This window comes from Bacillus sp. R45, from assembly GCF_021729365.1.
Taxonomy (GTDB): Bacteria; Bacillota; Bacilli; order Bacillales; family Bacillaceae; genus Bacillus; species Bacillus velezensis.
Map to the genome: position 1 here is coordinate 1,459,908 of NZ_CP091421.1, position 20,177 is coordinate 1,480,084.

Consider the following 20,177-nt stretch of genomic DNA (forward strand, 5'->3'; position numbering starts at 1 on the left):
GATACATTATAGCAGGCAAAACTTTTCGGAGGGGGTGAGAATTGTGGCGAATCAGCAATCACGGCAATCAATCGATGATTTTAAACAATTCGTAAAAAAGCATCCCAAACTGATCCAAAATGTTCGCAAGGAACAAAGAAGCTGGCAGGAAGTCTATGAAAACTGGGTTCTCCTGGGCGAGGATGATTCGATGTGGGATCCTTTTAAAGACGAGGCCGTTCAGCCTTCTTCCGACGCGGAAACCAAACAGGAACCAGCTGAAAAGAACGATTTCGTTTCAAAAATGGTCACTGCCGTCAAAAAGATGGATATCAACCAAATGAATGAGCAGATCAATAAAATGAGCCAGTCCATTTCATCATTGCAAAGCCTTTTAAGCCAATTTTCGGGGAGCAGCACGAAGCAGCCCCGGCAAGGCTCCGGACAACATCCTTTTTCATTCAGAAAGGATTAAAGAAGGGGATCGTGTATGCGAAAAGAGGTTCAGGAATTCATATCCGCAGATGAGGAACGGAAACGGTTTATACGGCAGCGTCCCGTCTGGTACCGCAGACTTGCGAGAAAACCGGACGATCTCAATTCCTTTCAGCTTGACATGATGAATTTTTATGAAAAGACGATACCGCATCGGGTAAGTCAATTCTCAAACGGGATTCAAATGGCGCAGATGATGATGCAGATGGTACACGCCATGCGTTCGCAGGATTAAAAAGCGTTTAAACGCCGCATTTTCCAATTGGGTGGTTTCATGGTAAACTAGCAACTGGAGGTGCGTATTTATGTATGCAACAATTGAGTCCGTCAAGCTTCAAAGTGAAGCGGAGCAGCTTGCCGGCATGATTCTGCAGTCTGAGACGGCTGAAAATTACCGCGATTGTTACAAGCGTCTCCGTGAAGATGAAGAGGCAGGGCGGATCATTCGTTCTTTTATGAGCGTTAAAGAGCAGTATGAGGATGTGCAGCGCTTTGGCAAATACCATCCTGATTATAGAGAGATTTCCCGCAAAATGAGAGAAATGAAGCGGGAGCTCGATTTAAACGATAAGGTGGCCGAATTTAAAAAAGCGGAGACTGAGCTTCAGTCGCTGCTTGACGAGATCAGCATTGAACTCGGAACGGCCGTCTCGGAGCATGTAAAAGTGCCGACGGGGAATCCTTATTTTGACGGCCTGTCATCCTGCGGCGGCGGCTGCGGTTCCGGCGGCGGCTGCGGATGCAAAGTTTCCTGACGAGACGGCCGTCTCGTCTTTTACATAAAATGAACAGAAAGTCAGGCGGGTGATCATGATGGAAAATAAGCGCCAAGGCATAATCGTATATCTGCATTCTTTAAAACACAGCAAAATGCTGAGAAAATTCGGCAACGTTCATTATGTTTCCAAGCGGCTGAAATACGTTGTGCTGTATTGCGATATGGACCTGATCGATAAAACAATGGAAAAGATTTCTTCTTATTCTTATGTGAAGAAGGTAGAGCCTTCTTATAAACCTTTTTTAAAGCTGGAATTTGAATCAAAGCTTGATAAAGCGAAAGAGTACGATTATAAAGTCGGTATATAAAAAAATCCCCGCAGATACCTGCGGGGTCCTTCTATTCCTTAACAAGTTAAGGAGAAGGAAAAGGGAGAGGAGAAACCGGAGGAAGAACTTATGGGGAAACGTAAGTCTTCTCCGCGGTTGGCAACAACATCATTCATTGATGCTGTTACATGTAGTCTTGACAGGAATGTGAATATGTATACACGTTTTTCACGTTCATTGTTTGAAAGAATGCTTTATGATAAGATAGGGATTGTTTTTATACATAACGGCTCAGCCGATGAGAAACATCAAAGTTTTCAGAAAAAGTGGTGTGAATAATGAGAGTAATTTCCGGTTCAAGAAAAGGACGAGCCTTAAAGGCGGTGCCGGGCACATCAACAAGGCCGACGACGGATAAAGTAAAAGAGTCTATTTTTAATATGATCGGCCCGTATTTTGACGGAGGAACGGGGCTGGATTTGTTTGCGGGGAGCGGCGGTCTCGGGATTGAAGCGCTGTCGCGCGGATTTGACCGCTGTATCTTTGTGGACCGTGATTTCAAAGCCATCCAAACGGTAAAAGCGAATATCAAAGCGCTCGATCTGCTGTCTTCATCGGAAGTATACCGCAATGATGCAGAGCGGGCCCTCTATGCCGCGGCGAAACGGGAAAAAGGTTTTGACGGAATTTTCTTAGATCCTCCGTATAAGGAACAAAAGCTGAAAGCGCTTATCGAAATGATTGATGAGCAGAACATGCTGAATGAAGACGGTTTTGTCGTAGCCGAGCATGATAAAGCCGTTGTGCTTCCTGAAGCCGTCGGCGCGCTTTCTGTAACAAGAAGGGAAATTTACGGGCTTACAGGAGTGACGATATACCGAAATAGGGGGTAATGATGTGGCAAGTATAGCTGTATGTCCCGGAAGTTTTGATCCCGTCACCTACGGACACCTGGACATTATCAGACGGGGGGCAAACGTATTTGAGCATGTGTACGTATGCGTGCTCAATAATTCTTCTAAGCAGCCGCTGTTTACAGTCGAGGAACGCTGTGAGCTGTTAAGAGAAGTGACAAAAGACATTCCGAATATTACGGTCGAGACGTCACAGGGACTGTTAATCGACTATGCGAAAAAAAAGCGGGCGAAGGCGATTATCAGGGGGCTCAGAGCTGTTTCTGACTTCGAATATGAGATGCAGGGGACTTCCGTCAACCGCGTGCTTGACGAATCAATAGAAACTTTTTTTATGATGACGAACAATCAGTACTCTTTTTTAAGTTCAAGCATCGTAAAAGAAGTCGCAAAATATAACGGGCCTGTTTCAGAGTTTGTTCCTCCGGAAGTTGAACAGGCGCTGAAGCAGAAATTTAAAGGATGAGAAGCGCTGATCGGCGTCTCATCCTTTTTTTGTCCGTGCTGACAGCCTGTAACAATAAATCAATGCGTATACGGCGAGAGCTGTCAGCGTGATGGCGGGCCCGGTTTCAACAAGTGTATTCCATCCGCTGACGGCAGCAGATCCCGCGTCCTGATCGCGGAAAGGGAGGAATACGGACTGGTAAGGTTCGTCCAATGCAAGGTAAAGCGGCTTCCACAGTAAAAGAATAAAGAGTGCAGCATAAATGCCCTGAAGGATACGCGCCGCGAAAAACGGTTTAAAGCGGATATCTGTTTCCGATAAAATGCCGGCTACCTGGGCCTGTACGGAAAGGCCGCTGAAACCGAGAATAAAACTCACAATCATGGCTTTCGGCAGCAAGGCGGCATCAGCTTCACTGACCAGCTTGCTCCCAAGTGTAATTTCAAACATTCCGCTGATAAGAGGGATGTCCAGATTTGCCGGAAGATGAAAAAGGGAAAGCAGCGCGTTTGTAAATACAGAAAGCACATCCATGACTTGTACGATTGATAATAACCGGCTGAAAACCGAAAACAATATAATAAAACCGCCCACCATCAGCAAGGTTTGTACAGAAGAGGTGACGGCGTCGCCCAAAATTTTTCCGAGCGGCCGCTTTTCCGAAAGCCGCGCCTTGTGGAGGGCCAGAAATGCTTCCTTCAGAGAAGGGAGAGCGATCGTCTTTTTACCGGTATACGCCGCTTCTTCTTTCCGTCCGTATGAACGCATCGTCAGGCCGACGGCGATGTTTCCGAGATAGTGAGCCGATGCCAGCAGAATGCCGAGAGACGCGTTATGAAAAAAGCCGACCGCCACGGCAGCGAATATAAATAACGGATTGGATGAATTGGTAAAAGAGACGAGGCGTTCAGCCTCTACTCTGGAGATTTGTTTATCCTGGCGCAGCCGTGCAGTCAGCTTCGCGCCGGCCGGATTGCCTGAAGCCATGCCCATAGCCAGTACAAATCCGCCGACCCCCGGCACTCTGAAAATGGGACGCATAAAGGGTTCGAGTAAAAGGCCGACAAATTTGACAATGCCGAATCCGATTAAAAGCTCAGATAGAATAAAAAACGGAAGCAATGAAGGAAAAACGACCTCCCACCACATGGAAAGACCGGTTTTGGAGGCTTCGAATGAGGCCTGAGGGTGTGAAATAACCGTCGCCGTCAAAAAAATGAAAAACAATGAAATCAAAAATGTATGAAACTTAGACAAATTCATTCTTACCTCCCCGATGCTAAAATTGCACACTGACATTTATATCATGATAAAATATAGAACAGACCTTAAAGGCGGCCGGGCAAGTACCTATTTGTCATCCTGTACTAATATACGAGCATAGGGGTTCAATTTAGACCATAGAATTCATGTATAGGATGTCTATTAGGGGGTTCGTCGCGTTGGCCAAACCTACAATCGGGTTAGCGTTAGGTTCGGGAGGGGCAAGAGGCATCGCTCATCTCGGAGTGTTATCCAGTTTACATAAGCATCAGATTCCAATTGATATGATTGCCGGCAGCAGCATGGGAGCATTAGTCGGGAGCTTTTATGCGGCCGGGCATGACGTGGCTACGATGAAAAAAGTCGCCAAAGCATTTAAGCGGCGGCTGTATGCGGATTATACGATGCCGAGGCTCGGATTTTTAAAAGGAGACCGCATCAGGCAGCTCGTTCATGCCTATACGTACGGCAAGCCGATAGAAGAACTGCGGATCCCGCTCGGCATCGTGGCCTGCGACCTTCAGACCGGCGAAAAACTCGTTTTTACGAAAGGTTCAGTATCCGAAGCCGTCCGCGCGAGCATCAGCATACCGGGCGTTTTCGTCCCGCAAAAAATGAACGGACGTATGTTAGTCGACGGCGCGGTGGTCGACAGAATACCGGTGTCCGCCGTAAAAGACATGGGTGCTGATATCGTCATCGCCTCTGACGTATCCCGGGTGAAAAAAACGGAAAAAGCGGCACATATTTTTGATGTAATCATGCAAAGTATGGATATACTGCAAAATGAATTGGTCCGTCACCAGACCATTGCCGCAGACGTCATGATCCGCCCTTCTCTTGAATCATTCAGCTCAAGTTCTTTTGCCAACATTGATCATATGATCACAGCGGGCGAAGAAGCCGCAGACCGGATGATCGGCCGGATTAAACAAGAAATAGAGAACTGGGAGGGCTAACTCATATGAAAGCAAAACATTTTCGCTGGGTGTTTATCATCCTGATCTTATTAATTGCTGTTACATTTATTAAGCTTCCGTATTACATTACACAGCCGGGAGAAGCATCAGAGCTGAGACCGCTGATTAAGGTGGACGGAGGCTATCCTGAAAAAGGAAGCCTTTCCTTGATGACTGTCAAAGTAGGCCCCGCCAATCCGTATACATATCTTTGGGCGAAAGTGCATCCTTACGATGAAATCGTCCCTGATGAAAGCATAAAAGAAGAGGGCGAATCGGACTCGGATTATATGAAGCGCCAGCTGCAAATGATGAAAAGCTCCCAAGAAAACGCGGTCATTGCCGCTTATCAAAAAGCCGGGAAACAGGTGAAATACTCATTTAACGGGATTTTCGCCAGCTCAGTCGTCTCTGACATGCCGGCAAAAGGAAAAATAGAGGTCGGTGATAAAATCATCAGCGCGGACGGGAAAACATACGAATCCGCTGAAAAGCTGATTGATTATATCAGCAGCAAAAAAGCGGGGGAAAAAGTAACGTTTCACATTGAACGGGACACGAAAGAAAAGACCGTTGACATTGTGCTGAAATCATTCCCGGACGACCCGAAAAGAGCGGGAATCGGCGTCGCGTTATATACGGACCGGAACGTGAAAGTGAAGCCGGATCTCCATTTCAGCATTGAAAATATCGGCGGGCCTTCTGCGGGTCTCATGATGTCTTTAGAAATTTACAACCAGCTGACAAAACCTGACGAAACAAAAGGCTATAATATAGCCGGAACGGGGACAATCGACGTGGACGGCAAGGTCGGACCGATCGGCGGAATCGATCAGAAAGTCGTCGCCGCAGACAAAGCGGGAAAAGATATTTTCTTTGCGCCGAATCAAAACGGAGCTGAAAATTCTGATTACAAAAATGCGGTAAAAACGGCGAAAGCAATCAAGTCCGATATGAAGATCGTCCCTGTCGACACCATGCAGGACGCACTTGACTATTTGGATCAGCTGAAAGTAAAAAGCACCTGATACAGGCAGGTGCTTTTTTTACGCATTCAAAAAACGCTGTTCGTCTTCATCAAAGCGGATCGGCGCTTGTGAAAATTCCTGTTTCTCAAACAATGTGCGTTCAGGTTCTTTTATCGGCAGGCTGTAAACCCGTCCCGCCAGTATGTCCAGATCCAGAGCGGGATGAGAGAAAGAAGAGAGCTTGCTGACGAGAGGTGCGGTAAGCTCTTTTTTCTTTGCCGACAGGTACGCCTGTCCTTTTTTCGTCATTCCGAGAAGACGGATATAAGGAGCGCTTGAAGGCTGTAAGAGCCGATGCATGTCCTCCTTTTTCGTCCGTGTCAGAATGTGCGTGTTCATCCGTTGCAGCCTCGTCCACGTGTATCGTTTTGTTTTCAATCGTTCCATCATTTCGCGATAGGATCGGGCTTGTCTGATGGTGCGCAGAATTCTGTGCTCAAGGCCTTCTTCCACTTCATAGATTCGGCTCAATTCTTCAGCGGACAGAGTGCTGAGGCTGTATTTTACATATGAAAAATAGTCTTCGGTGCTGTGCCATATCCCGTATGAATTTCTGTATGCCTCCAGCTCACGCGCAGACGCTTCCGGGAGAAAGCTCCTTGCGGCCGCCGTTCCTTTTTCTATCAGCGCTTTCCGGATGCTTGTTGCGCTGGCTATCCGGCTGTTATCTCCGGGAAGCTCGGCGTCATGATACTGGGAAGCGATTCTGGCTGTCGTATAAGGCTTCATAGCGGAACCGAAGGCGTGTATCGCTCTAACGTAGTGAAAACCGAGAATATTGTTCGGCTTGGACAAATCGAGCATGTCCCGCCCTCTGAATATGTGTGAAAAAGCTTTTGAGGCGGCGGCCGGATAGCTGAGACCCTTTTTCAGCTCCTCTTTCAGAATCAGGCTGCAGTCATCTTCCTTTCGGCTGAACGCTTCAGACGCTTCAATAAAGGGTTCGATCCGCCCGTTTTCGCTGCCGAAAAACAAGCTGCTGCATCCTAAATGATGAAGAAGCGAAACGCTGCCGCGCGCGAATAATTCCGCTTTTTGTACGGCATACATATAAGGGAGCTCAATGACGATATCCACGCCGTTTTCCAACGCCATTTTTGTCCGGGCCCACTTTGAGACGGCGGCCGGTTCTCCGCGCTGCAAAAAAGGGCCGCTCATCACCGCCGCCGCGACGCTGCTGTCCGTTTTGATTTTTGCTTGTTCCGCATGATAGCGGTGTCCGTTATGAAAGGGATTATATTCAACAACCAGGCCGACTGCTTTCATATTTGTCCCGCCTTTCTTGCTATGTTTTGCTTCGTGTGGTACATTTGCAAATGAAGTGCATATTTTAGTCCGTTTCGTTTAGTGTATGCATAGCCTATCCGGCTGTCAACGATTGCATGACGGCGGCATTATGCTGTAAAGAAAAAATATTGACAAAAACATTCTGAAAAGCTATAATCATGTTTGTTGCTTTCCTGAGGTGATACAAATGAAATGGACGATTTATCAGCTTCATCAAATGGCGAAAAAGAGCTTTGAATTTGATGAAACAGTTGAGTTAAATGAGCTGACAAAATTGAATTCTGACATCCGCCGCATTTCTCCCGTCCGGGTGAAGGGCCGCGCGGAGATTGAATCCAAGCAAGTTTCGTTTGACTTTACGATTTCAGGCGAAATGGTTTTGCCGTGCTCAAGAACTTTAGTTGATGTGCCGTATCCATTTACAATCGCGACAAAAGAACTGTTTAGATTTCATAAGTCGGATGATATAGAAGATGAGGACGTTCATATTGCTGAAGACGATATCGTCGACTTAACTCCGATCGTAAAAGAAGAGATTCTTTTAGAAATTCCTATGCAAGTCTTTTGTGAAACTGAACAAAAAGAAGGAGCCGCTCCCCAAGTGGGGAAGGATTGGCAAGTGATTTCTGAGGAAGACAAGAAAAATCAAATCGACCCCAGACTTGCGGATCTGAAAAAGCTCTTAACACAAGATGATGAATCTTAACTCTTTAAGGAGGTGGGAATAATGGCTGTACCTTTTAGAAGAACTTCTAAAATGAAAAAAAGATTGCGCCGTACACATTTCAAACTAAATGTACCTGGTATGACAGAATGCCCGTCATGCGGAGAGATGAAATTGTCTCACCGTGTATGTAAAGCATGCGGATCATACAACGGCAAAGACATAAATGTTAAAAGCAATTAATGTATGAAGAAAAGCGCGGGAATCTCGGTTCCTGCGCTTTTCTTTTTTTTTTGCCCCTCCGGCCTGCTTCCGCCGAAAAAATTGTGAGCGCCAGTAGTCTATCTAATCTATCAGCGGCATATGTATGAGGTAAATGAGCAAATATGGAGGGAGATACGATTGACGATAACGAGACAAGACGCGTGGACGCAAGATGAAGATTTGCTGCTGGCCGAAGTGGTGCTCAGGCATATTCGGGAAGGCGGGACCCAGCTTTCCGCTTTTGAAGAAGTCGGCAGAGCGCTGACGAGAACGGCTGCCGCCTGCGGGTTCAGATGGAATTCTTATGTCAGAAAACAATATCAGTCAGGGATAGAACTGGCGAAAAAACAGCGGAAGGAATTAAGAAAGCAGATCGGGGTGCATTCCGCCAATCTGCCGGGAACCGTCAAACAGCCTCCGATCCGCAGGGCGGAAGGAGAAAAAGAGCTGTCCATTGATGATGTCATTTTGTTTCTTCAGCAATTTAAAGAGTCGCCGGCCGCAGCGGATGTTCGTCATGAAAAAGAAAAACTCACAGAACAGCTGACCGCGCTGCAAAAAGAAGTCGAGGATCTGCGTGAGGAAAATGAAAGCTTGAGAAACAAGCTGGAGATGACGGAAGAAGATTATAAAGCGTTAATTGACATTATGGACAGAGCGAGAAGGATGGTCAATTCAAAAGAAGACGACAGGAAATCGGCGCAGAGCCTGTAAAATGAACCGGCCTGAGGGCGGCGGCCCGGCCGGTTTTTTATTATGCCGTTTCTCCGGATGTCATTTCACCGTCCATATCGGGATGCCAGATGTAAGGATTTTCTCCTTTATCACGCGCCATATCATATTTAACGGGCTCGAAATTCATCTTATCCCAGAATTCTGCTGATTTCATGCGTGAATTTGTCCTGATCGGCATTCTGAAGGATTTTGCAAAATCAACAAGCGCTTTTCCGTATCCGTTGTTTTGATAGCCCGGAAGAACCTCAAGCTTCCAAAGTTCCAAAAAGTCCTGACGCTGATCAAAATACGGATTCGCGCCTCCGTTTACCTGATATAAACTCATTCTCGCCACTAGTTTATCCCCGAAGTAAATCCCGTAAAAAGGCGAGGTGCTGTCATTTTCAATGATATTATCCTGAAGATCTTCAAGCATCGACAGCTCCTGCATCCCGTATTCCTTAAACCTTTTAAATTCTTCGAGTGTCTTAAAGTTGATGAGCAGGCGCTCTATTTTCAACACAAACTCCCCCTTTGTTGTGTTCTACCATTATTGTAAACGCTTTAATTGAAAATTCCAACTATAATATGCTTGCCTGTCTTTTTGCTCAAAACGAAATTGAAGTAATTTGCGGCGGCTTCTGCTATGATAATATGGAAAAATGCAGATATAGGGTGTGACAGTGTGAAAATCGGAATTATCGGCGGCGGAGCGGTAGGCCTTTTATGTGCTTACTACTTATCGTCCCGCCATCAGGTAACAGTCATTACGCGGCGGACGGAGCAGGCTGATGCGATTAACTCAGGCGGTATACGGCTTTTGAAAGACGGAATAGAATGTACGGCGGCATGCAGATCGCAAACAGGTCTCACTTCCGGATTCGACCTCTTAATCGCAGCCGTTAAACAGCACCAGCTCAGTGCTGTGCTGCGGGATCTTGAGACGGTAAAAGGGACGAATGTGCTGTTTTTGCAAAACGGCATGGGACACATACACGACATTAGAGATTGGCATACGGATCATTCGCTTTATGCCGGCACAGTTGAGCACGGAGCAAAAAAGATATCGGATCATGCCGTTGAACATACGGGAGCAGGAGCCGTAAGATGGAGTGTATTCAGCGCATCCCGGCCGGAAACGCTCAAAAGCATCTTTTCCGGCATGCACCGGGATTTTCCCGTATATGATGAAAACGACTGGTATCGGCTTTTAACGGGAAAACTGATCATCAATGTATGCATCAACCCGTTAACTGCATTGCTGCGCGTGAAAAACGGAGAGCTGTTAAGAAATGACGCTTACAAAAAATATATGAGAAACGTGTTTGAAGAAGCGGAGACAATACTTGGCCTCGCCGATAGAGAAAAAGCGTGGAACAAGGTTTGCGAAGTTTGCAGACTGACGGAAAAAAATCATTCTTCCATGCTCGTCGATATCATGGCAGGCAGGCGGACCGAGGCCGATGCGATTATCGGCTACCTTGTAAAAGAAGCGGAAAGCCGCGGATTGCCGGCCGTTCATCTCACGTTTTTACACCGCAGCATAAAAGCGTTAGAAAGAAATTGAAACAAAGTCTTTTGAGGTTTTCCGGTAACATGCTATACTCATTTCGGAAACCTAACTATTTATTGGAGAAAGGAAGTTCCAGACAGATGCAGCTAACTGAACTTTCCATCAAAAGTCAAAATAAGTTTGTGCAGCACTATATAGATGGAGAAAACATGTCTTCATTTTTTGATTATGATATTCATTCAGAGGACGTATGGCAAAAGCGGCTTCATGACTTGTCTTCGCGGCCGTTTGCCAGAGAGGAATTAGCGGATTATTTATCCTCCTATCACGAAAAATTTCATTCCGACGCCATGCAGGCCTCCATCGAAAAACTGAGAGATCCAAAAAGCGCAGCGGTTGTAGGCGGCCAGCAGGCCGGTCTTTTAACGGGGCCTCTTTACACCATACATAAAATTATCTCCATTATCGTACTTGCCAGACAGCAGGAAGAGGCGCTGCAGATTCCTGTCGCTCCGATTTTCTGGGTGGCGGGTGAAGATCACGATCTGGAAGAAATTAATTATGTGCATACGTCAACAGAGAATAAAGGTCCGGTGAAGCGGAAACTGCCGCAGTCGTACTGGAAAAAAACATCGGCGGCTAAAACCGAGCTTGATCAGGAAAAATGCGCGGCTTGGATTGATGAAGTGTTCGCTGCTTTTGAGGAAACGGATCACACAAACACACTCCTTCAAAACGTGAAGCGATGTTTACGCTCATCAGAGACATTCACGGACTTTTTTGAGCTGTTGATCGCCGACTTGTTTCAAGAAGAAGGCCTTATTCTGATGAATTCGGGAGATCCGGGGATTAAAAAGCTGGAAACGGGTATGTTTCAGCAGATTTTAAAACACAATCACGAGCTTGCCAAAGCCGTGTCAGACCAGCAGCGTCTTATGCGGGAAGCCGGTTATCACCCGATTATTGAATCGGACAAAGATCAGGCTAATCTGTTTTACGAACACGAGGGAGAGCGTTTCTTAATTGAAAAAGAAAACGGCGTTTTTGTCATTAAGGAGCTTGACCTGAAGTGGACGAACGACGAGCTTCATACCCATATGGAAGAAAAACCGGAATGTTTCAGCAATAACGTTGTGACAAGGCCGCTTATGCAGGAGTTTCTCATCCCGACTCTGGCGTTTATCGCGGGACCGGGGGAGATCAATTATTGGGGTGAGCTGAAGCAGGCTTTCTCATTAATGGGCTTCCGCATGACGCCGGTAGTGCCGAGACTGAACATTACGATTCTTGAGCGCCATATTGAAAAGAAGCTTTCAGAACGGAATATTCCGCTTCAGGAAGCGATCGAACACGGCACCGGACACCTGAAAGACGCTTATTTTGAAGAGCAGATTCCGGAAGAGTTTTCTTCTGTAATGGAACAGGCGAAGTCGCAGATTGAAGCTGTCCATAAAAGCGCAAGGAACGAAGCGCTGAAGGTCGATTCAAGCCTTGAGCCGCTCTTACAGAAGAATGCCGCCTTCATTCAGGATCAGCTCTTGTTTTTAGAACGGACGGTAACGAAAAGAATTGAAGAAAAAGAAGGTTTTGTGCTGCGTGACTATGAAAGAATCCAAAACAGCATCAGACCGCTCGGCGCTCCGCAGGAACGGATTTGGAATGTAATGTATTATTTGAACCGTTATGGTCCAAAATTCTTCACAACCTTCAAACATCTGCCATTTTCTTTTCAAAACCAACATCAGATTGTCAAACTTTGAAATAAAGTTTTAAAGAACCCTGAATAGTTCAGGGTTTTTTTTTATGTGTAAACAGTGTAAAATGAGGTTGTGGAGAGAAGTGGCGGATAGTGGTGAGTTTAGGGGAGAAAGTGGGGGTCCTTATCATGTTTATGGGTGAATACCAGCATACAATTGATGCAAAGGGCCGCATGATCGTACCCGCAAAATTCAGAGAAGGCCTCGGTGAGCAGTTTGTGCTGACAAGAGGACTTGACCAATGCCTTTTCGGCTATCCGATGAATGAATGGAAGCTGATTGAAGAAAAGCTGAAGGCTCTGCCGCTCACCAAAAAAGACGCCCGCGCATTTACCCGATTCTTTTTTTCCGGTGCGACCGAATGCGAACTGGACAAGCAGGGAAGGGTTAATATTGCGTCATCTCTTCTGAATTACGCAAAACTGGAAAAAGAATGTGTTGTCATCGGGGTTTCCAATCGAATTGAATTGTGGAGTAAGGTAATATGGGAACAATACACAGAAGAGCAAGAAGATTCATTCGCTGAAATTGCTGAAAACATGATTGGATTTGATATATAATGGATCTTCGTGCATCACAACAACAACTGACAATTCAATTCATTCCTGATAAAGGTGGGACCGACACAAATGTTTCAGCATAAGACAGTACTTCTTCGTGAAACCGTCGACGGTTTAAATATCAAACCGGACGGAACCTATGTGGACTGCACCCTTGGTGGCGCCGGGCACAGTACATATTTATTGCAGCAATTATCGGAAAAAGGACGCCTGATCGCCTTTGACCAAGATGACACGGCGCTTGAAAACGCACAGAAAACATTGTCCGAATACAAAGGACAGCTCATTCTGGTAAAAAGCAACTTTCGTTATTTAAAAGAGTGTTTACATGAACACGGCATTACGAGTGTCGACGGAATTTTATTTGATTTAGGAGTATCCTCTCCGCAGCTTGATACACCGGAACGGGGATTCAGTTATCATCATGACGCACCGCTGGACATGAGGATGGACCAGTCGGCCGCCCTTACGGCGAAAGAAGTCGTAAATGAATGGCGGTATGAGGACCTTGTGAGGATTTTCTTTAAATACGGAGAAGAAAAATTCAGCAAGCAGATCGCCCGGAAAATTGAAGAGGCAAGAGAAAAATCGCCTATTCAAACAACCGGCCAACTGGTCGATCTAATAAAGGACGCGATACCGGCTCCGGCAAGAAGAAGCGGAGGTCATCCGGCCAAACGTGTATTCCAAGCCATTCGAATCGCCGTAAACGACGAGCTTCAGGTATTTGAAGAGGCCCTCTTGCAAGCGATAGAGGTGCTGAAGCCGGGCGGAAGGGTGTCTGTGATCACTTTTCACTCGCTGGAAGACAGAATGTGCAAGACGACATTCAAGGAAAAATCATCACTTCCCGAACTGCCTCCGGGTCTTCCCGTGATACCGGAAGAATTTGAACCGGAATTAAAACTGATTACGAGAAAGCCCATTACGGCATCAAAAGAGGAGCTTGAAGAAAATAACCGCGCCCGGTCAGCGAAGCTCCGCATTGCGGAGAAACGAAAATAACGGGCAGCAAATGACAACATTAAAGGAGGTCATCAGCCTATGAGCAACTTAGCTTACCAGCAGGAAAAACAACAACGGCCAGTGATAAGTCCCGAAAAAAAGGTGATTGTCAAAAAGAGGGCTTCCATTACACTCGGGGAAAAGGTGCTGCTCGTCCTGTTTGCCATTGCCGTTCTCTCCACATCAATGTTTATCGTATCAAAGGCATACGCGGCGTACCAATCCAATATTGAGGTGCAAAAACTGGAGGAGAAAGTATCTGAGAAGAATAAGCAGATCGGTGATCTCGAAAAGACGGCTGCTGACTTAAGCCAGCCGCAGCGCCTGATGGATATCGCTAAAAAGCACGGTTTGAATCTGAAAGATAAAAAAGTGAAAAACATACAGGAATGATAACCCATGCCGAAAAAAAATAAGTTTATGAACAGAGGAGCAGCGATACTCAGTATTTGTTTCGCTCTCTTTTTCTTTGTCATTCTCGGGAGAATGGCGTACATTCAATTAACCGGTAAAGCAAACGGAGTAGAACTTGCAACAAAAGCGACCGAGCAGCACGAAAAAAAGCGGACGATAGAAGCGAGCCGCGGCTCTATTCTTGACCGGAACGGCAAAGTGCTTGCAGAGGACACGGCGACATATAAGCTCATTGCCGTGCTTGATAAAAAAATGACGAGTGATCCGAAGCATCCTCAGCATGTCAAAGACAAAGAGAAAACGGCGGAAAAACTGGCGACCGTTATCAATCTTGATAAAAGCGAGATTCTGGACATCTTAAACAGGAATGGCGCGAAGCAGGTGGAATTCGGTTCAGCCGGCCGCGATATCTCTTATGCGAAAAAACAAAAGATCGAAAAAATGGATCTTCCGGGTATTTCTTTCTTAAGAGATACGAAGCGCTACTATCCGAACGGCATATTTTTGTCAAATGTTCTCGGCTATGCCGATGTGAATGAAAAAACAAACGAGATACAAGGCTCTTTAGGGCTTGAAAAAATACTGAATAACTATCTGACGGAACGTGACGGGTCCGTCACTTACGAAAGTGATAAATCCGGCTGGAAACTTCCGAACAGCAAAGAAAAAATCACCGCACCTAAAAACGGTGACAATGTATATTTAACCATTGATCAGAAAATTCAAACCTTTTTAGAAGACAGCATGACGAAAGTGGCGGAAAAATATAAACCGAAAAAAATTATGGCGGCTGTCGTAGAACCGAAAACAGGCAAAGTGCTTGCGATGGGGCAGCGTCCGAGTTTTGACCCGAATATCAGAAACGTCACCAATTATTACAACGACTTAGTGTCGTACGCATATGAACCGGGATCGACGATGAAGATCTTTACGCTTGCCGCGGCGATTCAGGAAAATGTGTTTTCCGCAAACGAGAAATATAAATCAGGAACATATAAAGTGGGAGGCGGACCTGTTAAAGATTGGAACGATGGCGCCGGATGGGGTATGACAAGCTTCCATGACGGCCTCATGAGGTCATCGAATGTTGCTTTCGCCAAACTGGCCAATGAAAAACTGGGGTTTGACCGGTTTAATGAGTACCTGCACAAATTCGGGCTCTATCAAAAAACAGGGATTGATCTGCCCGGTGAAGTATCAAGTAAAATTAACTACAAATATGATTTTGACAAAGCGTCTACGGCTTACGGCCAAGCATCGGCGATAACACCGATCCAGCAGCTTCAGGCCGTCACGGCGATTGCTAATAACGGCAAAATGATGAAACCTTACGTCATTGATCATATTGTCGACCCCGATACGAAAAAAGTCGTCAAGCAGACAAAACCAGAGCAAGTAGGCACGCCGATTTCAGCCGATACGGCGAAAAAAGTCCGGAACCTGCTCGGAGAAGTCGTGACATCAGACATCGGAACGGGGAAACCTTATAAAATTGAAGGTTTTGACGTCGCGGGTAAAACGGGAACCGCACAAATCGCCGGGACGGGCGGATATTTAAGGGGAACGAGCAACTATGTGTTTTCATTCATGGGCATGGCGCCGAAAAATGATCCTAAGCTCGTCATCTATGTAGCCGTGCAGCAGCCGCAGTTAAAAGCGGGTCAAAGCAGCTCTGATCCTGTTGCGGAAATCTTTAACCCGACGATGAAAAACAGCCTCCACTACATGAACATCGAACCGACGGAAAAAACAGATTCCGGTCAGGAAGAAACGAAAAGCCAAAAGATGCCTGACCTGACAGATAAGACAGTCACGGGCGCTGAGAAGGAAGCGAAAAATGAACATCTCACACCGATTGTCATCGGCAGCGATGTTGCCGTAAAAGAGCAGTATCCGACAGCCGGAGAAGATGTGATCACCAATCAGAAAATCTTCTTAAAAACAGACGGAAAGATGACGATGCCGGATATGTCCGGATGGTCGAGACGGGAAGTGCTTCAATTCAGCAAAGTATCAGGCATTCACATCGATGTGAGCGGTGAAGGTTACGCTTCAAGCCAAAGTGTGAAAAAAGGCAAAGAATTGAAAGAAAATACCGTGATCAAGGTGAAATTTAAAAATCCTGATTAAAGGGACAGAGAAGTCCGCGGATGTCCGCGGGCTTCTTTTTTATGCGCCGCCGTTCTATGTGTCCAAGCTGAGGCATAAATTGAAACAAGCCTAAATAAGGAGTGGACGGTCCCTTGCGCGTTTCAAATGTAACGGTTCGAAAACGTTTATTACTGGTTTTGCTTTTTGGCGTAATCATTTTTTTGATCATTGACAGCAGATTAGGCTATGTCCAATTTGTGATGGGAGAAAAGCTGACTTCACTGGCTAAGGATTCCTGGAGCCGGAATTTGCCGTTTGAGCCTGAGCGGGGAGAGATCCTTGACCGAAACGGCGTGAAGCTGGCTACGAATAAAAGCGCGCCGACCGTCTTTGTCGTACCGCGCCAGATTCAAAATCCCATAAAAACGGGCAAGCTTCTCGCGTCAGTTTTAAATATGTCGGAAGAGAAGGTCTACAAACATATTACTAAGAAAACCTCCATAGAAAAAATCTCACCCGAGGGGCGGAAAATTTCCAATAAAAAAGCGAAAGAAATCAAAGCGCTCGACTTAAAAGGGGTTTATGTGGCTGAAGACAGCATCCGTCATTATCCGTACGGAAGCTTTTTGTCCCATGTTCTCGGTTTTGCCGGTATTGATAACCAGGGCCTTCTCGGATTGGAGGCTTATTATGATGATGACTTAAAAGGTGTCAAGGGATCTGTGAAATTTTATACGGATGCCAAGGGGAAGAAAATGCCTGATGAAGCGGATGATTACACCCCTCCGAAAGACGGACTTGATATGAAATTGACGATTGACGCCAAGGTTCAGACGATTATAGAAAGGGAGCTCGACAATGCAGCGGCGAAATATAACCCGGACGGAATGATTGCGGTCGCAATGAATCCGAAAAACGGGGAAGTGCTCGGCATGTCAAGCCGTCCTGATTTTGATCCGGCTGACTATCAATCGGTGGATCCGTCCGTTTACAACCGGAACCTGCCGGTATGGAGCACATATGAACCGGGTTCGACCTTTAAGATTATTACGCTTGCGGCGGCTCTCCAAGAGCAAAAAGTAAACTTGCAAAGAGACCACTTTTATGACAAAGGATTTGCCGAGGTTGACGGCGCCCGCCTCCGATGCTGGAAAAAGGGCGGCCACGGTTCGCAATCTTATCTTGAAGTCGTTCAAAATTCCTGCAACCCCGGGTTTGTACAGCTGGGGGAACGGCTCGGAAAACAAAAGCTGTTTCAATATATTAAGGACTTCGGCTTTGGAAAGAAAACAGGCATTGATCTGCAAGGGGAAGGAACGGGGATTTTATTCCCGCTTGACAGAGTCGGCCCGGTCGAACAGGCGACAACCGCTTTCGGACAAGGGGTTTCCGTCACGCCGATTCAGCAGGTGGCAGCCGTTTCCGCAGCAATAAACGGCGGAACGCTTTATACTCCGTTTATCGCCAAAGAGTGGGTTGATCCCGTTACGAAAAAAACTGTTAAGAAACAATCGCCGATTGCGAAAAGGCAAGTTATTTCCCAGGAAACGTCAAAGCAGATCAGATATGCTTTAGAAAGCGTCGTCGCTCAGGGAACGGGGCGGAATGCCTTCGTGGAAGGATATCGCGTCGGCGGAAAAACAGGTACCGCACAAAAGGTCAAAGACGGCAAATATCTCGAAAACAACCATATCGTCTCCTTTATCGGTTTTGCGCCGGCTGATGACCCGAGTCTCGTCGTGTATGTCGCGGTTGATAATCCGAAAGGCACGATTCAATTCGGGGGAACCGTCGCCGCGCCGATTGTCGGAAATATGATGAGAGACAGTCTGCCGGAGCTCGGCGTGAAACCGCGAAAAAATCAAATCGAGAAAAAATATCAATGGAACGACACAAAAACAATAGAGGTTCCGAATGTTGTAGGGATGTCTGTCTCTGATCTTGAGTCGCTGCTTGTCAATTTGAATATTGACTCCTCAGGAAAAGGAAGCAAAATTGTGAAACAATCACCTGCAGCCGGAACGAAAGTAAAAGAAGGCTCAAAGATCCGTGTTTACTTGAGTGAAGAATGAGTCTTTTTGAGGCAGCCGATTGTTTTCGGCTGCCTTTTATCATAAAGAGAAAAAAAGAAGATAACTTTTAAGATTAACTGGATGTATCCTTTTATTTACGCTAAAATATGAACTGTATGTTTAAAAGCCATTCTGACTTTTATAAACGGTTATCATGATAAAAGAATGAATAGAATTTCTGAGAGGTTTGATACAATGAAACTTACAAAGCTGCTTACATATTTAATGGCCGAACCTGTTCAAAATGACTTTCATGACCCTGACATAACTTCAATTGAGATGGACTCCAGGGAAGTGAGAAAAGGGAGTCTTTTTGTGTGTATAAAAGGGTATACGGTAGACGGACATGATTTCGCCCAAAAAGCCGCAGAAAACGGCGCAGCGGCCATCGTTGCCGAGAAAGAGCTTGACGTCGATGTTCCTGTCATTATCGTCCGCCGGTCACAGCGGGCGCTCAGCGTTCTTTCTGACGCGTTTTACGGGCAGCCGACAAAGCAGCTTCAGCTTATCGGCATCACCGGCACAAACGGCAAAACATCAACGACGCACATGGTTGATGAGATTTTCAAAAAAGCGGGAAGACAGACCGGTTTAATCGGAACGATGTACATTAAAATCGGGGATGAGACATTCCCGGTCAAAAATACAACGCCCGAAAGCGTCACACTGCAAAAAACGTTCAAGAAAATGAATGATGAGCATGTTGACACAGCTATTATGGAAGTGTCATCTCACGCTCTGTCACTCGGCAGGGTTCACGGCTGCGATTATGATATCGCCGTATTCACGAACCTGACGCAGGACCATTTAGACTATCACAAGACGATGGAAGACTACAGACAGGCTAAAAGCCTCCTGTTTTCCCAGCTGGGCGGCTCCTTTAACCATGAAAAGCCGAAGCGGGCCGTTTTAAACGCAGATGACAAAGCAAGTGCTTATTTTGAAAAAGTGACGGCGGCGCACATCCTTACATACGGAATCGAGAACGATGCCGATGTCATGGCGAAACAAATCGAGATCTCTGCGCAAGGCACAAGTTTTGAACTCGTTACGCCGAAAGGAACAAAGCAGATCACGGTTTCACTCGTCGGCCGCTTCAACGTGTATAACGTACTGGCTGCAGCGGCGACAGCGATCGCAGCGGGTCTGCCGTTTGATACGATCACAAGCGCTCTTGAAGAGCTGCAAGGTGTCAGAGGCCGGTTTGAACTGGTGAATCATAATCAGCCGTTTCCTGTGGTCGTCGATTACGCGCACACGCCTGACAGTCTGGAAAACGTTCTGAATACATGCAAAGACATGACAGAGGGCAAGCTTTTCGTCGTCGTCGGCTGCGGCGGAGACCGGGATAAAACGAAACGCCCGAAAATGGCGGAAATTGCGGTGCGGATTGCCGACGAACCGATTTTCACTTCAGATAACCCGAGAAGCGAGGACCCGCTGGCCATATTAAGAGATATGGAAAGAGGGGTAGAAGGCACCTACTATCACAGTATCGCAAACCGCGAGCAGGCTATCTTTTTTGCTATTGCCAACGCGAAAAAGGGAGATGTGGTTCTGATTGCCGGGAAAGGGCATGAAACCTATCAGCAGATCGGCAATGAAACATTCGACTTTGATGACGCCGAAGTAGCGGGAAGAGCTATTGTTGAGCTGAATAAAAAGTAAAACAGGAAAGAGTGTTAGAATGAGGGAAATGAAAA

Annotated in this window: 23 protein-coding genes; 20 read left to right on the forward strand and 3 right to left on the reverse strand. The window is 46.3% G+C overall.

Translation table 11 applies throughout. The annotated features are described in order from the left end of the window. Window positions 1-43 precede the first annotated feature (43 nt). The 7 genes from L3V45_RS07400 (at window position 44) to coaD (ending at window position 2,901) form a co-directional block, all read left to right on the forward strand. Window positions 44-454: a YlbD family protein gene (locus tag L3V45_RS07400; RefSeq protein ID WP_014304959.1), complete on the forward strand. Its 411-nt coding sequence runs from the start codon at window positions 44-46 to the stop codon at window positions 452-454. A 15-nt stretch (window positions 455-469) separates the two neighbouring features. Continuing rightward, window positions 470-709, forward strand: a complete 240-nt coding sequence (locus L3V45_RS07405) for a YlbE-like family protein (protein ID WP_003154475.1) — start codon at window positions 470-472, stop codon at window positions 707-709. 70 nt (window positions 710-779) lie between these two features. Beyond that, complete coding sequence (locus L3V45_RS07410; RefSeq protein ID WP_003154472.1) at window positions 780-1,229, forward strand: regulatory iron-sulfur-containing complex subunit RicF; 450 nt, start codon at window positions 780-782, stop codon at window positions 1,227-1,229. A 58-nt stretch (window positions 1,230-1,287) separates the two neighbouring features. Then, the gene (locus tag L3V45_RS07415) at window positions 1,288-1,560 is read left to right on the forward strand and encodes a YlbG family protein (protein WP_025851397.1); all 273 of its coding nucleotides are present in this window, start codon (window positions 1,288-1,290) and stop codon (window positions 1,558-1,560) included. A 90-nt stretch (window positions 1,561-1,650) separates the two neighbouring features. Then, window positions 1,651-1,860 (forward strand): hypothetical protein, encoded by a 210-nt coding sequence (locus tag L3V45_RS07420; protein ID WP_236837329.1) that lies wholly within the window; start codon window positions 1,651-1,653, stop codon window positions 1,858-1,860. Further along, window positions 1,860-2,414 carry a 16S rRNA (guanine(966)-N(2))-methyltransferase RsmD gene (rsmD, locus tag L3V45_RS07425; protein ID WP_003154468.1) on the forward strand — a complete coding sequence of 185 codons (555 nt, stop codon included), beginning with the start codon at window positions 1,860-1,862 and terminating at the stop codon, window positions 2,412-2,414. The genes L3V45_RS07420 and rsmD overlap by 1 nt, the downstream gene beginning before the upstream one ends. Before the next feature lie 4 nt (window positions 2,415-2,418). Next, window positions 2,419-2,901, forward strand: coding sequence for a pantetheine-phosphate adenylyltransferase (gene coaD / locus L3V45_RS07430; protein ID WP_003154467.1), 483 nt, complete (start codon window positions 2,419-2,421; stop codon window positions 2,899-2,901). Between the two features lie 18 nt (window positions 2,902-2,919). Here coaD and ylbJ read toward each other — a convergent pair whose 3' ends face one another. Beyond that, a complete protein-coding gene (ylbJ, locus tag L3V45_RS07435) occupies window positions 2,920-4,146 on the reverse strand; it encodes a sporulation integral membrane protein YlbJ (RefSeq protein ID WP_003154466.1) in 1,227 nt (408 codons plus the stop codon). 179 nt (window positions 4,147-4,325) lie between these two features. Between ylbJ and L3V45_RS07440 the strand changes: the two genes are divergently transcribed. Both L3V45_RS07440 and L3V45_RS07445 read left to right on the forward strand, forming a co-directional pair. Continuing rightward, entirely contained in the window at window positions 4,326-5,105 is a 780-nt protein-coding gene (locus tag L3V45_RS07440) for a patatin family protein (RefSeq protein WP_014304961.1), read from the forward strand. A gap of 5 nt (window positions 5,106-5,110) precedes the next feature. After that, window positions 5,111-6,133 (forward strand): SepM family pheromone-processing serine protease, encoded by a 1,023-nt coding sequence (locus L3V45_RS07445; RefSeq protein WP_003154464.1) that lies wholly within the window; start codon window positions 5,111-5,113, stop codon window positions 6,131-6,133. An 18-nt stretch (window positions 6,134-6,151) separates the two neighbouring features. Here L3V45_RS07445 and L3V45_RS07450 read toward each other — a convergent pair whose 3' ends face one another. Beyond that, a complete protein-coding gene (locus L3V45_RS07450) occupies window positions 6,152-7,399 on the reverse strand; it encodes a nucleotidyltransferase (protein ID WP_058906004.1) in 1,248 nt (415 codons plus the stop codon). Window positions 7,400-7,607: 208 nt separating this feature from the next. Here L3V45_RS07450 and L3V45_RS07455 point away from each other — a divergent pair, with 208 nt between their 5' ends. The 3 genes from L3V45_RS07455 (at window position 7,608) to gerR (ending at window position 9,062) form a co-directional block, all read left to right on the forward strand. Continuing rightward, window positions 7,608-8,126: a YceD family protein gene (locus tag L3V45_RS07455; protein ID WP_003154459.1), complete on the forward strand. Its 519-nt coding sequence runs from the start codon at window positions 7,608-7,610 to the stop codon at window positions 8,124-8,126. A gap of 21 nt (window positions 8,127-8,147) precedes the next feature. Continuing rightward, on the forward strand, window positions 8,148-8,327 hold the full coding sequence (gene rpmF / locus L3V45_RS07460; protein ID WP_003154457.1) for a 50S ribosomal protein L32: 180 nt from the start codon (window positions 8,148-8,150) through the stop codon (window positions 8,325-8,327). 159 nt (window positions 8,328-8,486) lie between these two features. Continuing rightward, the gene (gene gerR / locus L3V45_RS07465) at window positions 8,487-9,062 is read left to right on the forward strand and encodes a sporulation-specific transcriptional regulator GerR (protein ID WP_003154450.1); all 576 of its coding nucleotides are present in this window, start codon (window positions 8,487-8,489) and stop codon (window positions 9,060-9,062) included. Between the two features lie 40 nt (window positions 9,063-9,102). On the opposite strand, the gene L3V45_RS07470 is transcribed toward gerR, so the two are convergent. Next, window positions 9,103-9,585 carry an N-acetyltransferase gene (locus tag L3V45_RS07470; protein WP_015388272.1) on the reverse strand — a complete coding sequence of 161 codons (483 nt, stop codon included), beginning with the start codon at window positions 9,583-9,585 and terminating at the stop codon, window positions 9,103-9,105. A gap of 162 nt (window positions 9,586-9,747) precedes the next feature. On the opposite strand from L3V45_RS07470, the gene L3V45_RS07475 reads away from it, so the two are divergent. The 8 genes from L3V45_RS07475 (at window position 9,748) to L3V45_RS07510 (ending at window position 20,142) form a co-directional block, all read left to right on the forward strand. Further along, entirely contained in the window at window positions 9,748-10,629 is an 882-nt protein-coding gene (locus L3V45_RS07475) for a 2-dehydropantoate 2-reductase (protein ID WP_058906005.1), read from the forward strand. A gap of 86 nt (window positions 10,630-10,715) precedes the next feature. Beyond that, window positions 10,716-12,335 carry a bacillithiol biosynthesis cysteine-adding enzyme BshC gene (gene bshC / locus L3V45_RS07480; RefSeq protein ID WP_025851385.1) on the forward strand — a complete coding sequence of 540 codons (1,620 nt, stop codon included), beginning with the start codon at window positions 10,716-10,718 and terminating at the stop codon, window positions 12,333-12,335. 125 nt (window positions 12,336-12,460) lie between these two features. Beyond that, entirely contained in the window at window positions 12,461-12,892 is a 432-nt protein-coding gene (gene mraZ / locus L3V45_RS07485) for a division/cell wall cluster transcriptional repressor MraZ (RefSeq protein ID WP_013352164.1), read from the forward strand. Between the two features lie 69 nt (window positions 12,893-12,961). Beyond that, window positions 12,962-13,897 (forward strand): 16S rRNA (cytosine(1402)-N(4))-methyltransferase RsmH, encoded by a 936-nt coding sequence (rsmH, locus tag L3V45_RS07490; RefSeq protein ID WP_003154444.1) that lies wholly within the window; start codon window positions 12,962-12,964, stop codon window positions 13,895-13,897. A gap of 39 nt (window positions 13,898-13,936) precedes the next feature. Further along, a complete protein-coding gene (ftsL, locus tag L3V45_RS07495) occupies window positions 13,937-14,290 on the forward strand; it encodes a cell division protein FtsL (RefSeq protein WP_003154442.1) in 354 nt (117 codons plus the stop codon). Between the two features lie 6 nt (window positions 14,291-14,296). Beyond that, window positions 14,297-16,441 carry a penicillin-binding protein 2B gene (gene pbpB, locus L3V45_RS07500; RefSeq protein WP_046559578.1) on the forward strand — a complete coding sequence of 715 codons (2,145 nt, stop codon included), beginning with the start codon at window positions 14,297-14,299 and terminating at the stop codon, window positions 16,439-16,441. A gap of 113 nt (window positions 16,442-16,554) precedes the next feature. Beyond that, on the forward strand, window positions 16,555-18,474 hold the full coding sequence (locus L3V45_RS07505; protein WP_003154438.1) for a stage V sporulation protein D: 1,920 nt from the start codon (window positions 16,555-16,557) through the stop codon (window positions 18,472-18,474). Between the two features lie 195 nt (window positions 18,475-18,669). After that, the gene (locus L3V45_RS07510; RefSeq protein ID WP_003154436.1) at window positions 18,670-20,142 is read left to right on the forward strand and encodes a UDP-N-acetylmuramoyl-L-alanyl-D-glutamate--2,6-diaminopimelate ligase; all 1,473 of its coding nucleotides are present in this window, start codon (window positions 18,670-18,672) and stop codon (window positions 20,140-20,142) included. Window positions 20,143-20,177: the final 35 nt, after the last annotated feature.